The sequence below is a fragment of the Micromonospora sp. DSM 45708 genome, from assembly GCF_039566955.1.
Classification (GTDB): Bacteria; Actinomycetota; Actinomycetes; order Mycobacteriales; family Micromonosporaceae; genus Micromonospora.
In genome coordinates, this window is the sequence record NZ_CP154796.1 from 3,841,257 (window position 1) to 3,862,693 (window position 21,437).

The window sequence follows — 21,437 nt, forward strand, 5'->3', positions numbered from 1 at the left end:
GGTTGGTGGCCCCCACCCGAGTCGGGATTCGGTGGCTCAGCAAGGCTGAGCCACCGAGTTCGGGAGGGTCGCATCTACTTCAACCCCCAGTAGTCCACGAACGGTGGGCGCTCCTCGGGCGAGCGGGAGAGCCAGTCATTGACCACCAACGCACTCACCGAAGCGTACTCGTCGGTTATTTCTAGATGATTCCCTGGCACATCTGCCAACGTGACTTTGGTGGCGTAGTTCCAGGTGAACATCCAGTCGTCATTGTCTGCCGGTCCGCTGATCCGCTCGGATGCCCGGACCTGGAGCGTCGGTATCTCGATGTGCTCGGCGGGCCACCACGGGAAGGAGAGGTAATGGACCATCGCGAAGACCCAGCTGTCATCGCCGTCGTCGCCAGTCCGCCTGATTCTTTCAAAAATCTGCTTCTGCCACAGCGGCCCGTCCTCCGACACGGTTTGATGGGCCTCCTGCGAGGGCGCGTCGAGGAGAATGACGCCGGCCGGCGCCATGCCCATCCGCGCCAGCTCGGCAGCAACCCGGTGGGCGATCAGCCCACCGCTGGAGGTGCCGCCCAGTGCGAATTCTTCGCCGTTCGCGTTGTCTCGGATGATCGCCTCGACGTACGCGAGAGTCATCGCCTCGATGTCCTCCGGCAGCTTCTCACCGGCATGGAAGCCGGGCGAGTGCAACACCGACACGTCACGGGTGCCCTGGAAAGCCGACGCCAGCCGCGCATACGGGAAATTGACCGGGGCTACGTATGGGTTGAAGAGGTACAACTTGGGCTTGGCGTCGCCGATGGCGACCCGGGTGGGAGGCCGGACCGCCTCGTCGGCCGTGTCCACACCGAACGTCTGGCGGAGCTTCGCCAATCGCCCGACCACCTCGGAGAACTCGTCGTGTCTGCCGTCGACCTCGGCCTGCATGTACATCTCCGCGAGGTTCGACACCCGAACGGCTCCCGAGCCGGTCGGTTCGGCGCCGGTACCGCGGTCGCTGCCGGTACTCACGGCGGCGGCCAGCTTGTTCACCAGATGATCGGTCAGGGCTCCGGTGCTGGAATGGTCGAAGACCAGCGTGGCCGGCAACGACAGCCCGGTCGCGGCGGCCAACCGGTTACGCAGCTCCACCGCGGTCAACGAGTCGAAGCCGAGGTCTCGGAACGCGCTGTCCGGGTCGATCGTCGTGGGATCGGGATGGCCGAGCACGACGGCGGTCTGTGTCCGTACCAGTTCCAGGACTGTCCGCTGGCGTTCCTCGACTCCCATGGCGGCCAGCCTGGCGGCCAGATCCACCGGCGTGTCGGCGGTGGACGCCGTCCGACGGGTCGAGCCGCCGGCCAATGTCTGCCACAGCGGTGGCAGGCCACCGGTCCTGGCGCGACGCAGCGCGGCCAGGTCCACCCGGATCGGCACGAGTTGCGGCTGGTTGGTGCGTATTGCCGTGTCGAACAGTGCCAGGCCCTGCTCGGAGGAGATGGGGAGGATGCCGGTGCGTCGCATCCGGTCCAGGTCGGCCTCGTCGAGATGCCCGGTCATCGCCGACTGCTGGGCCCACAGCCCCCACGCCAACGACTGCCCCACCAGACCCTCGGCCTGCCGCCGCAGCGCCAAGGCATCCAAGACGGCGTTGGCCGCGGCGTAGTTGCCCTGCCCCGGTGACCCGAGCGTGGCCGCCGCCGAGGAATACACCACGAACAACGCCAGATCCATGTCCCGGGTCAGTTCGTGCAGCCACCACGCCGCATCGGCCTTGGCCCGCAACACCGTCTCCAGCCGCTGCGGCGTCAACGCCTCGACCACCCCGTCATCGAGGACTCCGGCGGTGTGCACCACCCCGACCACCGGATGCTCGGCCGGTACCGCCGCCAACACCTCGGCCAGGGCGTTGCGGTCAGCGACGTCACACGCGGTCACCTGCACCCGCGCACCCAGCTCCGTCAGGTCACCGACCAGCTCGGTCGCTCCGGCCGCGGCCGGACCCCGCCGGGACAACAGCAACAGGTGCTTGACCCCGTGTGTGGTGACCAGATGCCGGGCCACCAATCCACCCAGCACCCCGGTCCCACCAGTGATCACCACCGTGCCACCCGCATCCAACCCCGCCGACAACCCGTCAGAGCTGGACAGGGACAGCCGGCCAGTGCCAACGGCCCGGGTCAACCGCCGCACATACAGGCCACCGGCGCGTACCGCGATCTCCGGCTCGCCGCTGTCGAGCGCCGCCGTGAGGATTCTGCCCAGGTCGTCACCGTGGTCGGTTCTGTGGTCAGTGTGATCGTCGAGGTCGAGCAGGATGAATCGGTTCGGGTGTTCGGACTGCGCGGAACGGACCAGACCCCACACCGCAGCCGCGGCCAGGTCACTGCCATCGGTAGCGCCACGAGTGAGCACCACCAGCCGGGAACCGTCCGTGCCCGGATCGGCCAGCCAGTCCTGGACCCAACCCAACACCAACGCGCTCGCCGCGTGCGTGGCCTCGACAACACCCACAGTATCGCCCGCAGCCGGTAGCTCGGCCACCACCACCGCGGGTAGCTCACCATCAACCTGCCCATGCCATCCCCAGACCGGTTCGGCAGCCACCGGTTCCGCGTCCGGCAGCGGCACCCACTCCACCGCGAACAGCGACTGCGCCGCATCCGGCACCCCGGCGCCCAACTGGTCGGTGGTCACCGGCCGCAACACCAACGAGTCCACGGTCAGCACCGGCTGGCCGGCGGCGTCGAACACCGCCACCGCGATAGCACCGTCGTCGGCGGGTGTCAGCCGGACCCGCAGCGTGCTCGCCCCGGTCGCGTGCAGCCGCACCCCACTCCACGCGAACGGCAACACCGCCTCATCACCGAGAAGTCCGGTCAACCCGATTGCGTGCAACGCCGCGTCCAACACCGCCGGATGCAACCCGAACCCATCCACCCCAACCTGCTCAGGCAGTGTCACCTCGGCGTACACATCCCGCTCGGAACGCCACACCGCCCGCAGGCCTTGGAACACCGGCCCGTACACGTACCCGCCGTCGGCCAACCGTTCATACAACCCGTCGACAGCCACCGGTCGCGCGTCGGCCGGTGGCCACTGCCCCAACCCGGCCGGGATCCGGCCAGCTTGCGGGCTCAGCACACCCGTGGCGTGCCGAGTCCACGAACCCTCCACACCCTCCGCGCCCTCCGGTCGGGAGTACACGTTGACCGGCCGTCGGCCATCCTGGTCGGGATCACCGACCCACACCTGCACCTGCACTGCGCCCTGCTCGGGCAGCACCAACGGGCTCTGGAGCGTCAACTCCTCGACCAGGGCACAACCGACCTGGTCGCCGGCGTACATCACCAACTCCACATACGCCGTGCCCGCCAACAACACCGAACCCAACACCGCATGATCGGCCAACCACGGCTGCGCCGACAGCGACAACCGGCCGGTCAACACCACCCCGTCCCCATCAGCCAACGACACCGCCGCCCGCAACAACGGATGATCAACCGAACCCTGCCCCAACACCCGAGCATCGCCCACACCGCCGGCCACGGTCTGCGGCCAGTACCGCTGATGCTGGAACGGGTAGGTAGGCAACTCAGCCCGCAGCGGGATGGTCCCGCCCATCGCCCTGCCCACACCCATGGCCTCGGCCGGACCGGCACTCGTGCCGAGCAGTGTCGGCCAGTCCACGGTCGCGCCGTGTACGTGGACACCGGCGACCGCGGTCAGTAACGTCTCCGGCTCGTCCCGCTCAGCACGCAACGCCGGTAGCCACACACCTGCATCGGGGGCGTCGGGGTCGGCCATCGAGGTCAGCGTGCCGTCCGGTCCCAGTTCGAGGAAGACACCCACGCCCTGCTCACGGAGCGCGGTCACCGCGTCGTGGTAGCGCACCGTCTGGCGGACGTGCGCCAGCCAGTATGCGGGATCGGTCACGTCCGCGCCCGGGGTGCCGGACACCACCGGGATGGTCGGCTCCCGCCACACCACCCCGCCCAACACGTCGGCGAAGTCGGCCAACATCGGCTCCATCAACGGCGAATGGAACGCGTGACTGACCCGCAACCGCCGCGCCTTACCACCGGCGTCCCGCCACTGCTGCGCCAAGTCCAACACCACCGCCTGATCACCCGAGATCACCGTGGAACGAGGACCGTTGACCGCCGCCACCCCCACCAGATCGGCGTACCCCGCGATCAACTCCTGCGCCTCGACATCACTAGCGGTCAACGCCACCATGGCACCACCAGCAGGAAGCGCCTGCATCAGGCGGCCCCGCGCAGCCACCACCGCCACCGCATCAGCCAGATCCCACACCCCAGCCACATACGCCGCACTCAACTCACCAATCGAATGCCCCGCCAGACACTGCGGAACCACACCCCACGAGGCGACCAACCGGTACAACGCCACCTGCACCGCGAACAACCCCGCCTGGGCATACACCGTCTGATCCAACAGCTGCGCCTCGCCCGCGATTACCTCCCGCAACGACCGCTCCAGATGGCGGTCGAAGGACGCACAGACCTCATCGAACGCCTCCGCGAACACCGGATATGCCTCATACAGGCCCAAGCCCATCCCGACCCGCTGGCTCCCCTGCCCGGAAAACACCACCGCCAACCGACCAGACCCCGCGACCCCGGTCACCACCCCCGACGCCTGACCACCCCCGGCCAGCGTGTGTAGCCCGTCCATCAACGCTGGCCGCTGCTGACCGAGGACCACCGCCCGATGCGCGAACACCGACCGAGCCGCCAACCCGCGCCCCACCACGGCCGGCTCTACCTCGGGCCGGTCGGCCACGAACCGGGCCAGCCGCTGCGCCTGCGCCCGCAACGCCACCTCAGACTTGGCCGACAACAACCACGGCACCACCCCGCCGGCCGGCGGGGCCGGCTCATGACCCAACGCCGGGTCCGGTACGGGATCGGCCTCCTCCAGGATGAGGTGGGCGTTGGTGCCGCTGATCCCAAACGACGACACCCCGGCCCGCCGTGGCCGGCCGCTGTCCGCCCATGGCGTGGCCTCGGTGAGTAGTTGCACCGAGCCGGCCGACCAGTCCACGTGTGACGACGGGGCGTCTACATGCAGCGTCTTGGGCATCAGGCCGTGCCGCATGGCGAGGACCATCTTGATGATTGCGGCGACGCCGGCGGCTGCCTGGGTGTGGCCGATGTTCGACTTCACCGACCCCAACCGCAACGGTTGCTCCGCGGGCCGGTCCTGGCCGTACGCGGCGATGAGTGCTTGTGCTTCGATCGGATCACCCAGCGTCGTGCCCGTGCCGTGCGCCTCCACCACATCCACCTCGCCCGGCGACAACCGCGCGTTGGCCAAGGCCTGACGGATCACCCGCTGCTGCGACGGCCCGTTCGGGGCACTCAACCCGTTGGACGCGCCGTCCTGGTTGACCGCGCTGCCCCGCACCACCGCCAACACCTGATGCCCCTGCCGGCGAGCATCGGACAGTCGTTCCAGCACCAGGATTCCGATGCCCTCACCCCAGCCCGTACCGTCAGCCGCGTCCGCGAACGATTTGCACCGCCCGTCGGCGGCCAACCCGCCCTGCCGGGAGAACTCCACGAATGCTCCCGGGGTGGCCATCACCGTCACACCGCCGGCCAGGGCCATCGAACACTCACCCGACCGCAACGCCTGCGCCGCCAAATGCACCGCCACCAACGACGACGAACACGCCGTATCCACCGACACCGCCGGGCCCTCCAGACCCAGGGTGTACGCCACCCGCCCCGACGCCACACTTCCGCTGGTCCCGGTGCCATATCCCTCGCCCTCGGTCGGGCTCGCCGCCAACTGCATGGCGTAGTCGTGATACATGAGGCCCACGTACACGCCGGTGTCCGAACCGCGCAGCCCCGACGGGTCGATCCCCGCCCGCTCCAACGCCTCCCAGGAAACCTCCAACAACAACCGCTGCTGCGGATCCATCGCCACAGCCTCCCGCGGACTGATCCCAAAGAACCCCGCATCGAACAACGCCGCGTCAGTCAGGAACCCACCCTCGCGGACATAACTGGTCCCCGACCCCGCCGGATCCGGGTCATCCGACGACCCGACATCCCAACCCCGATCCACCGGGAACTCACCCACCGCGTCAACACCCTCGACCAGCAACCGCCAAAACCCCTCCGGGTCACCAACCCCACCCGGATACCGACACCCCATCCCCACAATCGCCACCGGCTCATCAACACCCACACCCACCGCCACCGGCGTAAGGACATCGCTCTGCTCACCAAGCAGCTCCGTCAACAGATACCCGGCCAACACCACCGGCGTCGGATAGTCAAAGACCAGCGTGGCCGGCAACGACAACCCAGTCACGGCAGCCAACCGGTTACGCAACTCCACCGCCGTCAACGAGTCGAACCCGAGCTCACGGAACGCCCGATCAGGTGCGACTGCCTGAGCACTGTCGTGACCAAGGGCTGTGGCCGCATGGGCACGCACCAGTTCCAGGACTGCCCGCTCACGTTCCTCAACGCCCACAGCCGCCAGCCTGGCCGCCAGATCCACCGGCGCGTCAGCGGCGGTCGCGGCCCTGCGGGCGGAGCCGCCGGCCAACGTCCGCCACAACGGCGGCACGCCACCGGCGGCGGCACGACGCAGCGCGGCCAAGTCCACCCGGATCGGCACCAGTTGCGGCCGGTCGGTACGCACTGCCGCGTCGAACAACGCCAGGCCCTGCTCGGAGGAGAGGGGAAGGATGCCGCTGCGTCGCATCCGGTCCAGGTCGGCCTCGTCGAGATGCCCGGTCATCGCCGACTGCTGGGCCCACAGCCCCCACGCCAACGACTGCCCCACCAGACCCTCGGCCTGCCGCCGCAGCGCCAGGGCGTCCAGGACGGCGTTGGCCGCGGCGTAGTTGCCCTGCCCCGGTGACCCGAACGTGGCCGCCGCCGACGAATACACCACGAACAACCCGAGATCCATGTCCTGGGTCAGTTCGTGTAGCCACCACGCCGCGTCGGCCTTGGCCCGCAGTACCGTCTCCAGCCGCTGCGGCGTCAACGCCTCGACCACCCCGTCATCGAGGACTCCGGCGGTGTGCACCACCCCGACCACCGGATGCTCAGCCGGCACCGCCGCCAACACCTCGGCCAGAGCATCCCGGTCAGCGACGTCACACGCGGTCACCCGTACCCGCGCACCCAGCTCCGTCAGGTCACCGACCAGCTCGGTCGCTCCGGCCGTGGCCGGACCTCGCCGGGACAACAGCAACAGGTGCCTGACCCCGTGTGTGGTGACCAGATGCCGAGCCACCAACCCACCCAGCACCCCGGTCCCACCAGTGATCACCACCGTGCCACCCGCATCCAACCCCACCGACAACCCGTCAGAGCCGGACAGGGACAGCCGGCCAGTACCAACGGCCCGGGTCAACCGCCGCACATACAGGCCACCAGCGCGTACCGCGATCTCCGGCTCGCCGCTGTCGAGCACCGCCGCCAGGATCCTGCCCAGGTCGCTGCCGTGGTCGCCATCGTGGTCGCTGTCATCGTCGAGATCGAGCAGGACGAACCGGTGAGGGTGCTCGGACTGCGCGGAACGGACCAGACCCCACACCGCAGCCGCGGCCAGGTCACTGCCATCGGTAGCGCCACGAGTGAGCACCACCAGCCGGGAACCGTCCGTGCCCGGATCAGCCAGCCACTCCTGGACCCAACCCAACACCAACGCGCTCGCCGCATGCGTGGCCTCGACAACACCCACGGCATCGCCCGCAGTCGGTAGCTCGGCGACCACGACGGCGGGCAGCTCACCATCAAGCCCGCCTGGCGAGTGGGGCATCAGCAGAGGTTGCGGGCGCTGCCCGTGCCATGCCCAGACCAGTTCGCCAATCACCGACGCGGTGTCGGGTTCCGCGTCCGGTAGCGGTACCCATTCCACCGTGAACAGGGACTGCGCCGCGTCGGGTACGCCGGCGCCCAGTTGGTCGGTGGTTACTGGTCGCAGCGCCAGCGAGGTCGCGGTCAGGACTGGCTGGCCGGTGGTGTCGAACACCGCCACCGCGATAGCACCGTCGTCGGTGGGTGTCAGCCGGACCCGTAGCGTGGTCGCCCCGGTCGCGTGCAGCCGCACCCCGCTCCACGCGAACGGCAACACCGCCCCGCCATCGTCGTCGCCGAGCAGCCCGGTCAACCCGATCGGATGCAACGCCGCGTCCAACACCGCCGGATGCAACCCGAACCCGCCGGTCGCGACGTGCTCAGGCAGTGTCACCTCGGCATACACATCCCGCTCGGAACGCCACACCGCCCGAAGGCCCTGGAACACCGGCCCGTACACGTACCCGCCGTCGGCCAACCGTTCATACAACCCGTCGACAGCCACCGGTCGCGCGTCGGCCGGTGGCCACTGCCCCAACCCGGCCGGGATCCGGCCAGCTTGCGGACTCAGCACACCCGAGGCATGCCGAACCCACGAACCCCCCACACCCTCCGCGCCCTCCGGTCGGGAGTACACGTTGACCGGCCGTCGACCATCCTGGTCGGGATCACCGACCCACACCTGCACCTGCACTGCGCCCTGCTCGGGCAGCACCAACGGGGTCTGCAGCGTCAACTCCTGCACCAGGGCACAACCGACCTGGTCGCCGGCGTACATCACCAACTCCACATACGCCGTGCCCGCCAACAACACCGAACCCAACACCGCATGATCGGCCAACCACGGCTGCGCCGACAGCGACAACCGGCCGGTCAACACCACCCCGTCCCCATCAGCCAACGACACCGCCGCCCGCAACAACGGATGATCAACCGAACCCTGCCCCAACACCCGAACGTCGCCCACACCGCCGGCCACGGTCTGCGGCCAGTACCGCTGGTGCTGGAACGGGTAGGTCGGCAGGGCAACCGGCTGGGTCGGGCCGGTATTCGTGTCAAGCAGTGTCGGCCAGTCCACGGTCCCGCCGTTTACGTGGACACCGGCGGCTGCGGTCAGTAGTGTCTCCGGCTCGTCCCGCTCAGCGCGCAGCGTGGGTAGCCACACGCCTGCTTCAGGGGTGTCGGCCATTGAGGTCAGCGTGCCGTCCGGGCCGAGTTCGAGGAAGACACCCACGCCCTGCTCGCGCAGCGCCGTCACCGCGTCGTGGTACCGCACCGTCTGGCGGGCATGCGCCAGCCAATATCCCGGATCGGTCACGTCCGCGTCGGGGGTGCCGGAGATTACCGGGATGGTCGGCTCTCGCCACACCACCCCGCTCAACACGTCGGCGAAGTCGGCCAGCATCGGCTCCATCAACGGCGAATGGAACGCGTGACTGACCCGCAGCCGCCGCGCCTTGCCACCGGCATCCCGCCACTGCCGCGCCAAGTCCAACACCAGATCCTGGTCACCGGAGATGACTGTGGACTGGGGCCCGTTGACCGCCGCCACCCCTACCAGGTCGGTGTACCCGGCAATCAACTCCTGCGCCTCGACATCACTGGCGGTCAACGCGACCATGGCACCACCAGTAGGTAGCGCCTGCATCAGGCGGCCCCGGGCGGCCACCACCGCCACCGCATCAGCCAGATCCCACACCCCGGCCACACACGCCGCGCTCAACTCACCAATCGAGTGTCCGGCCAGACACTGCGGGGCCACCCCCCACGAGGCGACCAACCGGAACAACGCCACCTGCACCGCGAACAGCCCCGCCTGGGCATACAACGTCTGCTCCAACAGCTGCGCCTCGCCCGCGATTACCTCCCGCAACGGCCGCTCGAAATGCTGGTCGAAGTATGCGCAGACCTCATCGAACACTTCAGCGAACACCGGATACGCCTCGTACAGGCCCAGGCCCATCCCGACCCGCTGGCTCCCCTGCCCGGAAAACACCACGGCCAACCGACCCGACCCAGCGACCCCGGTCACCACCCCGGGCGCCTGGCCACCGGAGGCCAGCGCCTGCAACCCGTCCACCAACGCCGACCGATCCTGACCGAGCACCACACCCCGATGCGTGAACCCGGACGCCCGGCTATCCACCAACGCCCGCCCCACCGCAATCGGCCCGGCCTCGGACCGGTCGACCACGAACTCGGCCAACCGCTGCGCCTGCGCCCGCAACGCCACCTCAGACTTGGCCGACAGCAGCCACGGCACCACCCCACCCGGCAGCGTCGGCGGCTTCTGGCCCGAGGCCGCCGGGTCAGCCGGTGTGTCCTGCGGCGGCTCGAACGGTTCGGCCTCCTGCAGGATCTTGAGCGGTTCGGCCTCCTCCAAGATGAGGTGGGCGTTGGTGCCGCTGATCCCGAACGAGGACACCCCAGCCCGCCGTGGCCGCCCGTTGACCGGCCATGGTGCGGCCTCGGTCAGCAGCCGCACCGAGCCAGCCGACCAGTCCACATGTGTCGACGCGGTGTCCATGTGCAGCGTCTTGGGCATCAACCCGTGCCGCATGGCGAGGACCATCTTGATGATCCCGGCGACGCCCGCGGCTGCCTGGGTGTGGCCGATGTTCGACTTCACCGACCCCAACCGCAACGGCTGCTCCGCCGGCCGGTCCTGGCCGTAAGCGGCGATCAGCGCCTGCGCCTCAATCGGGTCACCCAACGTGGTGCCCGTGCCGTGCGCCTCCACCACGTCGACGTCGCCGGGCGTCAACCGCGCGTTGGCCAGGGCCTGACGGATCACCCGCTGCTGCGACGGACCGTTCGGCGCACTCAACCCGTTGGACGCGCCATCCTGATTGACCGCGCTGCCCCGCACCACCGCCAACACCTGATGCCCCCGCCGGCGGGCATCCGACAACCGCTCCAACACCAGGATTCCGACGCCTTCACCCCAGCCTGTGCCGTCAGCGGCGTCCGCGAACGGTTTGCACCGCCCGTCGGCGGCCAACCCGCCCTGCCGGGAAAACTCCACGAACGCTCCCGGGGTGGCCATCACCGTCACACCGCCGGCCAGGGCCATCGAACACTCACCCGACCGCAACGCCTGCGCCGCCAAATGCACCGCCACCAACGACGACGAGCACGCCGTATCCACCGACACCGCCGGGCCCTCCAGACCCAGGGTGTACGCCACCCGCCCCGACATGACACTCGCCGCATTCCCGGTAAGAAGATGTCCCTCGCTGCCGGCCTGCGCGTCCCCGATCACCGAGACGTAGTCCTGCCCGGTAGTACCCACATACACGCCGGTGTCCGACCCGCGCAGCCCCGACGGGTCGATCCCCGCCCGCTCCAACGCCTCCCAGGAAACCTCCAGCAGCAGCCGCTGCTGCGGATCCATCGCCACAGCCTCCCGCGGACTGATCCCAAAGAACCCCGCATCGAACAACGCCACGTCAGCCAGGAACCCACCCTCCCGGGCATAACTGGTCCCCGACCGCTGCCGATCGGGGTCGTACAACGCCGTCAGATCCCAACCCCGATCCGCGGGGAACCCACCCACCGCGTCAACGCCCTCGAGCAGCAACTGCCAAAACCCCTCCGGGTCATCAACCCCACCCGGATACCGACACCCCATCCCCACAATCGCCACCGGCTCATCAACACCCACACCCACCGCCACCGGCGTAAGGACATCGCTCTGCTCACCGAGCAGTTCCGTCAACAGATACCCGGCCAACACCACCGGCGTCGGATAGTCAAAGACCAGCGTGGCCGGCAACGACAACCCAGTCACGGCGGCCAACCGGTTGCGTAGTTCTACGGCGGTCAGGGAGTCGAAGCCGAGTTCGCGGAATGCCCGATCAGGTGGGATCGCCTGGGCACTGTCGTGGCCAAGGGCTGTAGCGGCGTGGGTGCGTACCAGTTCGAGGATCTTCTGCTGGCGTTGCGGGCCGGTCAACGTCCGTAGCTCGGCGGCCAGTGTCGAGTCGTCGAGTGGCCTGGGCTCGGCGTCGGCGACAGCGGCTTGTGCCTCGGGCAGGCCAGCCAGTAGCGCACTCGGGCGTGCGGAAGTGAACGCCTGGGTGAACTGGGCCCAGTCCACGTCAGCGACCGCGAGGAAGCCTTCACCCTGACCGACCGCCTCCACCAAGGCCTGCACCGCCCGCTGCGGATCCATACCGCGCACCCCACGCCGCTGCAACTGCCCGGTGTCGGCCTGCCCGGCCATTCCCTCACCGGCCCACAAACCCCACGCCACACTCGTCACCGACCGCCCCGCGGCACGCTGCTGGGCGGCGTACGCGTCCAGGAACGCGTTAGCCGCCGCGTACACCCCCTGCCCACCACCACCCCACACACCAGCGTTCGAGGAAAACAACACCATCGCGTCCAACGGACGCTCAGACCCCTCGACCAACAACTCGTGCAAGTTACGGGTACCCGCAACCTTCGCCGCCAAAATGTGCTCCGCCACCTCCGCATCGGTGTCGTCGATGGACGCGAGCTGACCCACCCCGGCCGCGTGGACCACCGCATCAACCGGCCCCACCCCGGACAGGACCGCGGCCAACCCGTCACGATCCGCCACATCACAACCCCGCACACTCACCCGGACCCGGCCATCAGCGCCCAACTCACCGACCAACTCGGCCACACCCGGCCCGTCCATACCCCGACGAGACACCAACACCACATGCTCCGCACCGTGCCCGGCCACCCAACGAGCCACATGCGCACCCAACCCACCGGTACCACCAGTGATCAACACCGTGCCCCGCGGCTGCCACACCCGCGGCGACTCCTCCGCCCGGGCACGCACCAACCTGCGCCCATACACACCACTCGCGCGCACCGCGACCTGATCCTGACCACCCCACCCGGCCAACACCGCGACACACCGACGCGCCACCGCCGCCGCGTCCCGCGACGCCTCAGGCCAGAGCACGGGCAGATCCACCAGACCACCCCACCGGCGCGGATACTCCAACGCCGCGACCACACCCAAACCCCACGCCTGAGCCTGCACCGGATCAGCAGGAGCATCGAACCGACCCGTACCCACCGCGCCACGAGTCAGCACCCACACCCGCCCCGACAAGCCCCCATCGCCACCCAGGTCGACGTCGTGCAGTCCCTGCAACAGCGCCAACAACTCAGGCACCGGCGCCCGACCAGGCAGGAACACCACCCCACCCAACCCAGACACGTCCAACCCCGCCCGCAACGCCGTAGCCGCCCCCACCCGGGTGCCGTCAACAACTACCGGCACCACCCGCGCACCATGCCCGACCAGGATCTGCTCAACCCGCCCGATCCACCCCGACCCGACCTCATCAGCCGCCAGATCCGCGCCATACACCACAAGCCAGCTACCGTTCAGCGCCGCTTCAGGACCACCGCTCAACGGCTCCCACACAACCCGATACCGCCACGCGTCAATCAGCCGCCGGTCCTCACGAGCCCGCTGCCACGCCACCAACCCCGGCAAAACCATAGCCACACCCTGCTCATCCACCCCCCACGCAGAAGCCAAAGCCCCCACATCACCCCGCTGCACCACCTGCCAAAACTCCGCATCAAACTCACCATCCCCACCCCGCACCGACACACCCCGCACCGCCGGCCAGAACCGCTGATGCTCAAACGGATAAGTCGGCAACTCAGCCCGCAGTGGGATGGCCCCGTCCACCGCCCTGCCCACGCCCTCGGCCGGGCCGGTACTCGTGCCGAGCAGTGTCGGCCAGTTCACCGTCCCGCCGTGTACGTGGACACCGGCGACTGCGGTCAGTAGCGTCTCCGGCTCGTCCCGCTCAGCGCGCAGCGTGGGTAGCCACACGCCTGCTTCAGGGGTGTCGGCCATTGAGGTCAGCGTGCCGTCCGGTCCCAGTTCGAGGAAGACACCCACGCCCTGCTCGCGCAGCGCCGTCACCGCGTCGTGGTACCGCACCGTCTGGCGGGCATGCGCCAGCCAATATCCCGGATCGGTCACGTCCGCGTCGGGGGTGCCGGAGATTACCGGGATGGTCGGCTCTCGCCACACCACCCCGCTCAACACGTCGGCGAAGTCGGCCAGCATCGGCTCCATCAACGGCGAATGGAACGCGTGACTGACCCGCAGCCGCCGCGCCTTGCCACCGGCGTCTCGCCACTGCCGCGCCAAGTCCAACACCAGATCCTGGTCACCGGAGATGACTGTGGACTGGGGCCCGTTGACCGCCGCCACCCCTACCAGGTCGGTGTACCCGGCAATCAACTCCTGGGCCTCGGCGTCGCTGGCGGTCAACGCGACCATGGTGCCACCAGTAGGTAGCGCCTGCATCAGGCGGCCCCGGGCGGCCACCACCGCCACCGCATCAGACAGATCCCACACCCCGGCCACACACGCCGCGCTCAACTCACCAATCGAGTGTCCGGCCAGACACTGCGGGGACACCCCCCACGAGGCGACCAGCCGGTACAACGCCACCTGCACCGCGAACAACCCCGCCTGGGCATACAACGTCTGGTCCAGCAGCTGCGGCTCGCCCGCCACCACCTCCCGCAACGACCGCTCAAGATGCTGGTCAAAGGACGCGCAGACCTGATCGAACGCCTCCGCGAACACCGGATACGCCTCATACAGGCCCAGACCCATCCCAACCCCCTGGCTCCCCTGCCCGGAAAACACCACCGCCAACCGACCAGACCCCGCAACCCCGGTCACCACCCCGGGCGCCTGGCCACCCGCGGCCAGCGCCTGCAACCCGTCCACCAACGCCGACCGATCCTGGCCGAGCACCACACCCCGATGCGTGAACCCGGTCGCCCGGCCGTCCACCAACGCCCGCCCCACTGTCACCGAATCCACCTCGGGCCGGTCGGCCACGAACCGGGCCAACCGCTGCGCCTGCGCCCGCAACGCCACCTCAGACTTGGCCGACAACAACCACGGCACCACCCCGCCGGACGGCGGGGCCGGCTCATGACCCAACGCCGGGTCCGGTACGGGATCGGCCTCCTCCAGGATGAGGTGGGCGTTGGTGCCGCTGATCCCAAACGACGACACCCCGGCCCGTCGCGGCCGGCCGTTGACCGGCCATGGTGCGGCCTCGGTCAGCAGCCGCACCGAGCCAGCCGACCAGTCCACATGTGATGAGGGCTCGTCCACGTGCAGCGTCCTGGGCATCAAGCCGTGCCGCATGGCAAGGACCATCTTGATGATCCCGGCGACGCCGGCGGCTGCCATGGTGTGGCCGATGTTCGACTTCACCGACCCCAACCGCAACGGTTGCTCCGCGGGCCGGTCCTGGCCGTAAGCGGCGATGAGTGCTTGTGCTTCGATCGGGTCACCCAGCGTGGTGCCCGTGCCGTGCGCCTCCACCACGTCGACGTCGCCCGGCGTCAGCCGCGCGTTGGCCAAGGCCTGACGGATCACCCGCTGCTGCGACGGACCGTTCGGGGCACTCAACCCGTTGGACGCGCCGTCCTGGTTGACCGCGCTGCCCCGCACCACCGCCAACACCTGATGCCCCCGCCGACGGGCATCCGACAACCGCTCCAACACTACAATTCCGACACCTTCACCCCAACCCGTGCCGTCAGCGGCGTCCGCGAACGGCTTGCACCGCCCGTCGGCGGCCAACCCGCCCTGCCGGGAAAACTCCACAAACGCTCCCGGCGTGGCCATCACCGTCACACCACCGGCCAGGGCCATCGAACACTCACCCGACCGCAACGCCTGCGCCGCCAAATGCACCGCCACCAACGACGACGAACACGCCGTATCCACCGACACCGCCGGGCCCACCAGACCCAGGGTGTACGCCACCCGCCCCGACATGACACTCGCCGCATTCCCGGTAAGAAGATGTCCCTCGCTACCGGCCTGCGCGTCACCGATCACCGAGACGTAGTCCTGCCCGGTAGTACCCACATACACGCCGGTGTCCGACCCGCGCAGCCCCGACGGGTCGATCCCCGCCCGCTCCAACGCCTCCCAGGAAACCTCCAGCAGCAGCCGCTGCTGCGGATCCATCGCCACAGCCTCCCGCGGACTGATCCCAAAGAACCCCGCATCGAACAACGCCACGTCAGCCAGGAACCCACCCTCCCGGGCATAACTGGTCCCCGACCGCTGCCGATCGGGGTCGTACAACGCCGTCAGATCCCAACCCCGATCCGCGGGGAACCCACCCACCGCGTCAACACCCTCGACCAGCAACCGCCAAAACCCCTCCGGGTCACCAACCCCACCCGGATACCGACACCCCATCCCCACAATCGCCACCGGCTCATCAACACCCACACCCACCGCCACCGGCGTAAGGACATCGATCTGCTCACCAAACAGCTCCGTCAACAGATACCCGGCCAACACCACCGGCGTCGGATAGTCAAAGACCAGCGTGGCCGGCAACGACAACCCAGTCACGGCAGCCAACCGGTTACGCAACTCCACCGCCGTCAACGAGTCGAACCCGAGCTCACGGAACGCGCTGTCCGGATCAACCGCCGCGGGGTCGGCATGGCCGAGCACAACCGCAGCCTGTGCCCGCACCAGCTCCAGAACCGTCCGCTGGCGATCCTCGACCCCCATAGCCGCCAACCTGGCCGCCAGATCCACCGGCGCGTCAGCGGCGGTCGCGGCCCTGCGGGCGGAGCCGCCGGCCAACGTCCGCCACAACGGCGGCACGCCACCGGCGGCGGCACGACGCAGCGCGGCCAAGTCCACCCGGATCGGCACGAGCTGCGGCTGGTCAGTACGTATCGCCGCGTCGAACAACGCCAAGCCCTGCTCAGGGGACAGGGGAAGGATGCCGCTGCGTCGCATCCGGTCCAGGTCGGCCTCGTCGAGATGCCCGGTCATCGCCGACTGCTGGGCCCACAGCCCCCACGCCAACGACTGCCCCACCAGACCCTCGGCCTGCCGCCGCAGCGCCAAGGCATCCAGGACCGCGTTGGCCGCGGCATAGTTGCCCTGCCCCGGTGACCCGAACGTGGCCGCCGCCGACGAATACACCACGAACAACCCGAGATCCATATCCCGGGTCAGCTCATGCAACCACCACGCCGCATCCGCCTTCGCCCGCAACACCGTCTCCAGCCGCCGCGGCGTCAACGCCCCGACCACCCCGTCATCAAGCACGCCCGCGGTGTGCACCACCCCGACCACCGGATGCCCGGCCGGCACCGCCGCCAACACCTCAGCCAGCGCGTTCCGGTCAGCGACATCACACGCCACCACCCGCACCCGCGCACCCAGCTCCGTCAGGTCACCGACCAACTCGGTCGCTCCGGCCGCGGCCGGACCCCGCCGGGACAACAGCAACAGGTGCTTGACCCCGTGTGTGGTGACCAGATGCCGGGCCACCAACCCACCCAACACCCCGGTCCCGCCACTGATCACCACCGTGCCACCCGCATCCAACCCCGCCGACAACCCGTCAGAGCCGGACAGGGACAGCCGGCCAGTGCCAACGGCCCGGGTCAACCGCCGCACATACAGGCCACCGGCGCGTACCGCGATCTCCGGCTCGCCGCTGTCGAGCACCGCCGTGAGGATCCTGCCCAGGTCGCTGCCGTGGTCGCCATCGTGGTCGGTGTCATCGTCGAGATCGAGCAGGACGAACCGGTTCGGGTGTTCGGACTGCGCGGAACGGACCAGACCCCACACCCCAGCCGCGGCCAGGTCACTGCCATCGGTAGCGCCACGAGTGACCACCACCAGCCGGGAACCCTCCGTGCCCGGATCAGCCAGCCACTCCTGGACCCAACCCAACACCAACGCGCTCGCCGCATGCGTGGCCTCGACAACACCCACAGCATCGCCCGCAGCCGGTAGCTCGGCCACCACCACCGCGGGTAGCTCACCATCAACCTGCCCATGCCATCCCCAGACCGGTTCGGCAGCCACCGGTTCCGCGTCCGGCAGCGGCACCCACTCCACCGCGAACAGCGACTGCGCCGCATCCGGCACCCCGGCGCCCAACTGGTCGGTGGTCACCGGCCGCAACACCAACGAGTCCACGGTCAGCACCGGCTGGCCGGCGGCGTCGAACACCGCCACCGCGATAGCACCGTCGTCGGCGGGTGTCAGCCGGACCCGCAGCGTGCTCGCCCCGGTCGCGTGCAGCCGCACCCCACTCCACGCGAACGGCAACACCGCCTCATCACCGAGAAGTCCGGTCAACCCGATTGCGTGCAACGCCGCGTCCAACACCGCCGGATGCAACCCGAACCCATCCACCCCAACCTGCTCAGGCAGCGTCACCTCGGCATACACATCCCGCTCGGAACGCCACACCGCCCGCAAACCCTGAAACACCGGCCCGTACACATACCCGCCACCGGCCAACCGTTCATACAAGCCGTCCACAGCCACCGGCCGCGCGTCGGCCGGTGGCCACTGCCCCAACCCCGCCGCAACCCGACCGGCCTGCGGGCTCAACACACCAGTGGCGTGCCGAACCCACGAACCCTCCACACCCTCCGGCCGGGAGTACACGTTGACCGGCCGTCGGCCATCCTGGCCGGGATCACCGACCCACACCTGCACCTGCACCTGCACCCCACCCTGCTCCGGCAACACCAACGGGGTCTGCAGCGTCAACTCCTCGACCAGGGCACAACCGACCTGGTCGCCGGCGTACATCACCAACTCCACATACGCCGTGCCCGCCAACAACACCGAACCCAACACCACGTAATCGGCCAACCACGGCTGCGCCGACAGCGACAACCGGCCGGTCAACACCACCCCGTCCCCATCAGCCAACGACACCGCCGCACGCAACAACGGATGATCAACCGAACCCTGCCCCAACACCCGAGCATCGCCCACACCGCCGGCCACGGTCTGCGGCCAGTACCGCTGATGCTGGAACGGGTAGGTAGGCAACTCAGCCCGCAGCGGGATGGTCCCGCCCATCGCCCTGCCCACACCCATGGCCTCGGCCGGACCGGCACTCGTGCCGAGCAGTCTCGGCCAGTCCACGGTCCCGCCGTGTACGTGGACACCGGCGACCGCGGTCAGTAACGTCTCCGGCTCGTCCCGGTCAGCACGCAACGCCGGTAGCCACACACCTGCGTCGGGGTCGGCCATCGAGGTCAGCGTGCCGTCCGGTCCCAGTTCGAGGAAGACACCCACGCCCTGCTCACGCAGCGCCGTCACCGCGTCGTGGTACCGCACCGTCTGGCGGACATGCGCCAGCCAATATCCCGGATCGGTCACCTCCGCGCCCGGAGTGCCGGACACCACCGGGATGGTCGGCTCCCGCCACACCACCTCACCCAACACGTCGGCGAACTCGGCCAACATCGGCTCCATCAACGGCGAATGGAACGCGTGACTGACCCGCAACCGCCGCGCCTTACCACCGGCGTCCCGCCACTGCTGCGCCAAGTCCAACACCACGACCTGATCACCCGAGATCACCGTGGAACGAGGACCGTTGACCGCCGCCACCCCCACCAGATCGGCGTACCCCGCGATCAACTCCTGCGCCTCGACATCACTAGCGGTCAACGCCACCATGGCACCACCAGCAGGAAGCGCCTGCATCAGGCGGCCCCGCGCAGCCACCACCGCCACCGCATCAGCCAGATCCCACACCCCAGCCACATACGCCGCACTCAACTCACCAATCGAATGCCCCGCCAGACACTGCGGAACCACACCCCACGAGGCGACCAACCGGTACAACGCCACCTGCACCGCGAACAACCCCGCCTGGGCATACACCGTCTGATCCAACAGCTGCGCCTCGCCCGCGATTACCTCCCGCAACGACCGCTCCAGATGGCGGTCGAAGGACGCACAGACCTCATCGAACGCCTCCGCGAACACCGGATACGCCTCGTACAAACCCAGACCCATCCCAAGCCGCTGGCTCCCCTGCCCGGAAAACACCACCGCCAACCGACCAGACCCCGCAACCCCGGCAACCACCCCGGGCGCCTGGCCACCCGCGGCCAGCGCCTGCAACCCGTCCACCAACGCCGACCGATCCTGGCCGAGCACCACACCCCGATGCGTGAACCCGGTCGCCCGGCCGTCCACCAACGCCCGCCCCATCGCCACCGAATCCACCTCGGGCCGGTCGGCCACGAACCCCGCCAACCGCTGCGCCTGCGCCCGCAACGCCACCTCAGACTTGGCCGACAACAACCACGGCACCACCCCACCCGGCAGCGTCGACGGCTTCTGGCCCGAGGCCGCCGGGTCAGCCAGTGCTACCTGCAGCGACTCGCTCGATTCGGCTTCTTCCAGGATGAGGTGGGCGTTTGTGCCGCTGAGTCCGAACGACGACACCCCAGCGCGTCGTGGCCGGCCGTTGACCGGCCATGGCGTGGCCTCGGTCAGCAGCCGCACCGCTCCAGCCGACCAGTCCACATGGGTGGACGGGGTGTCCACGTGCAGCGTCTTGGGCATCAGGCCGTGCCGCATGGCGAGGACCATCTTGATGATCCCGGCGACGCCCGCGGCTGCCTGGGTGTGGCCGATGTTCGACTTCACCGACCCCAGGCGCAGCGGCTGCTCCGCGGGCCGGTCCTGGCCGTAAGCGGCGATCAGCGCCTGCGCCTCAATCGGGTCACCCAGCGTGGTACCCGTGCCGTGCGCCTCCACCACGTCCACCTCGCCCGGCGTCAACCGCGCATTCGCCAAGGCCTGACGGATCACCCGCTGCTGCGACGGACCGTTCGGCGCACTCAACCCGTTGGACGCACCGTCCTGATTGACCGCGCTGCCCCGCACCACCGCCAACACCTGATGCCCCCGCCGACGAGCATCCGACAACCGCTCCAACACAAGAATCCCAACACCCTCACCCCAACCCGTACCGTCAGCCGCATCCGCGAACGGCTTACACCGCCCGTCAGCGGCCAACCCACCCTGCCGGGAAAACTCCACAAACGCTCCCGGCTTGGCCATCACCGCTACGCCGCCGGCCAGGGCCATCGAACACTCACCCGACCGCAACGCCTGCGCCGCCAAATGCACCGCCACCAACGACGACGAACACGCCGTATCCACCGACACCGCAGGGCCCTCCAAGCCCAAGGTGTACGCCACCCGCCCCGACATGACACTCGCCACGTTGCCAGTCAGGAGATGCCCCTCGCTACCGGTCTGCGCGTCACCGATCACCGAGATGTAGTCCTGCCCGGCGGCACCGATATACACACCGGTGTCCGAGCCGCGTAGCCCGGACGGGTCGATCCCCGCCCGCTCCAACGCCTCCCAGGAAACCTCCAGCAGCAGCCGCTGCTGCGGATCCATCGCCACAGCCTCCCGCGGACTGATCCCAAAGAACCCCGCATCGAACAACGCCGCACCAGCCAGGAACCCACCCGCCCGGGCATAGCTGGTCCCCGACCCCGCCGGATCCGAGTCATCTGACGACCCGACATCCCAACCCCGATCCGGGGGAAACCCACCCACCGCGTCGACGCCCTCGACCAACAGATGCCAGAACCCCTCCGGGTCACCCACCCCACCCGGATACCGACACCCCATCCCCACAATCGCCACCGGCTCGACGCTGGCGGCCTCCAGGGCCTGTACCCGTCGGTTGGCCTGGCGCAGCTCGGCTACGGTCCGCTTGAGGTACTCGCGCAGCTTGTCGTCGTTGGTCACGGG

1 protein-coding gene is annotated in these 21,437 nt (G+C 69.1%); it reads right to left on the reverse strand.

Translation table 11 applies throughout. The features are described from left to right. Positions 1-74: 74 nt before the first annotated feature. On the reverse strand, positions 75-21,434 hold the full coding sequence (locus VKK44_RS16420) for a type I polyketide synthase (protein ID WP_343441973.1): 21,360 nt from the start codon (positions 21,432-21,434) through the stop codon (positions 75-77). Positions 21,435-21,437 lie beyond the last annotated feature (3 nt).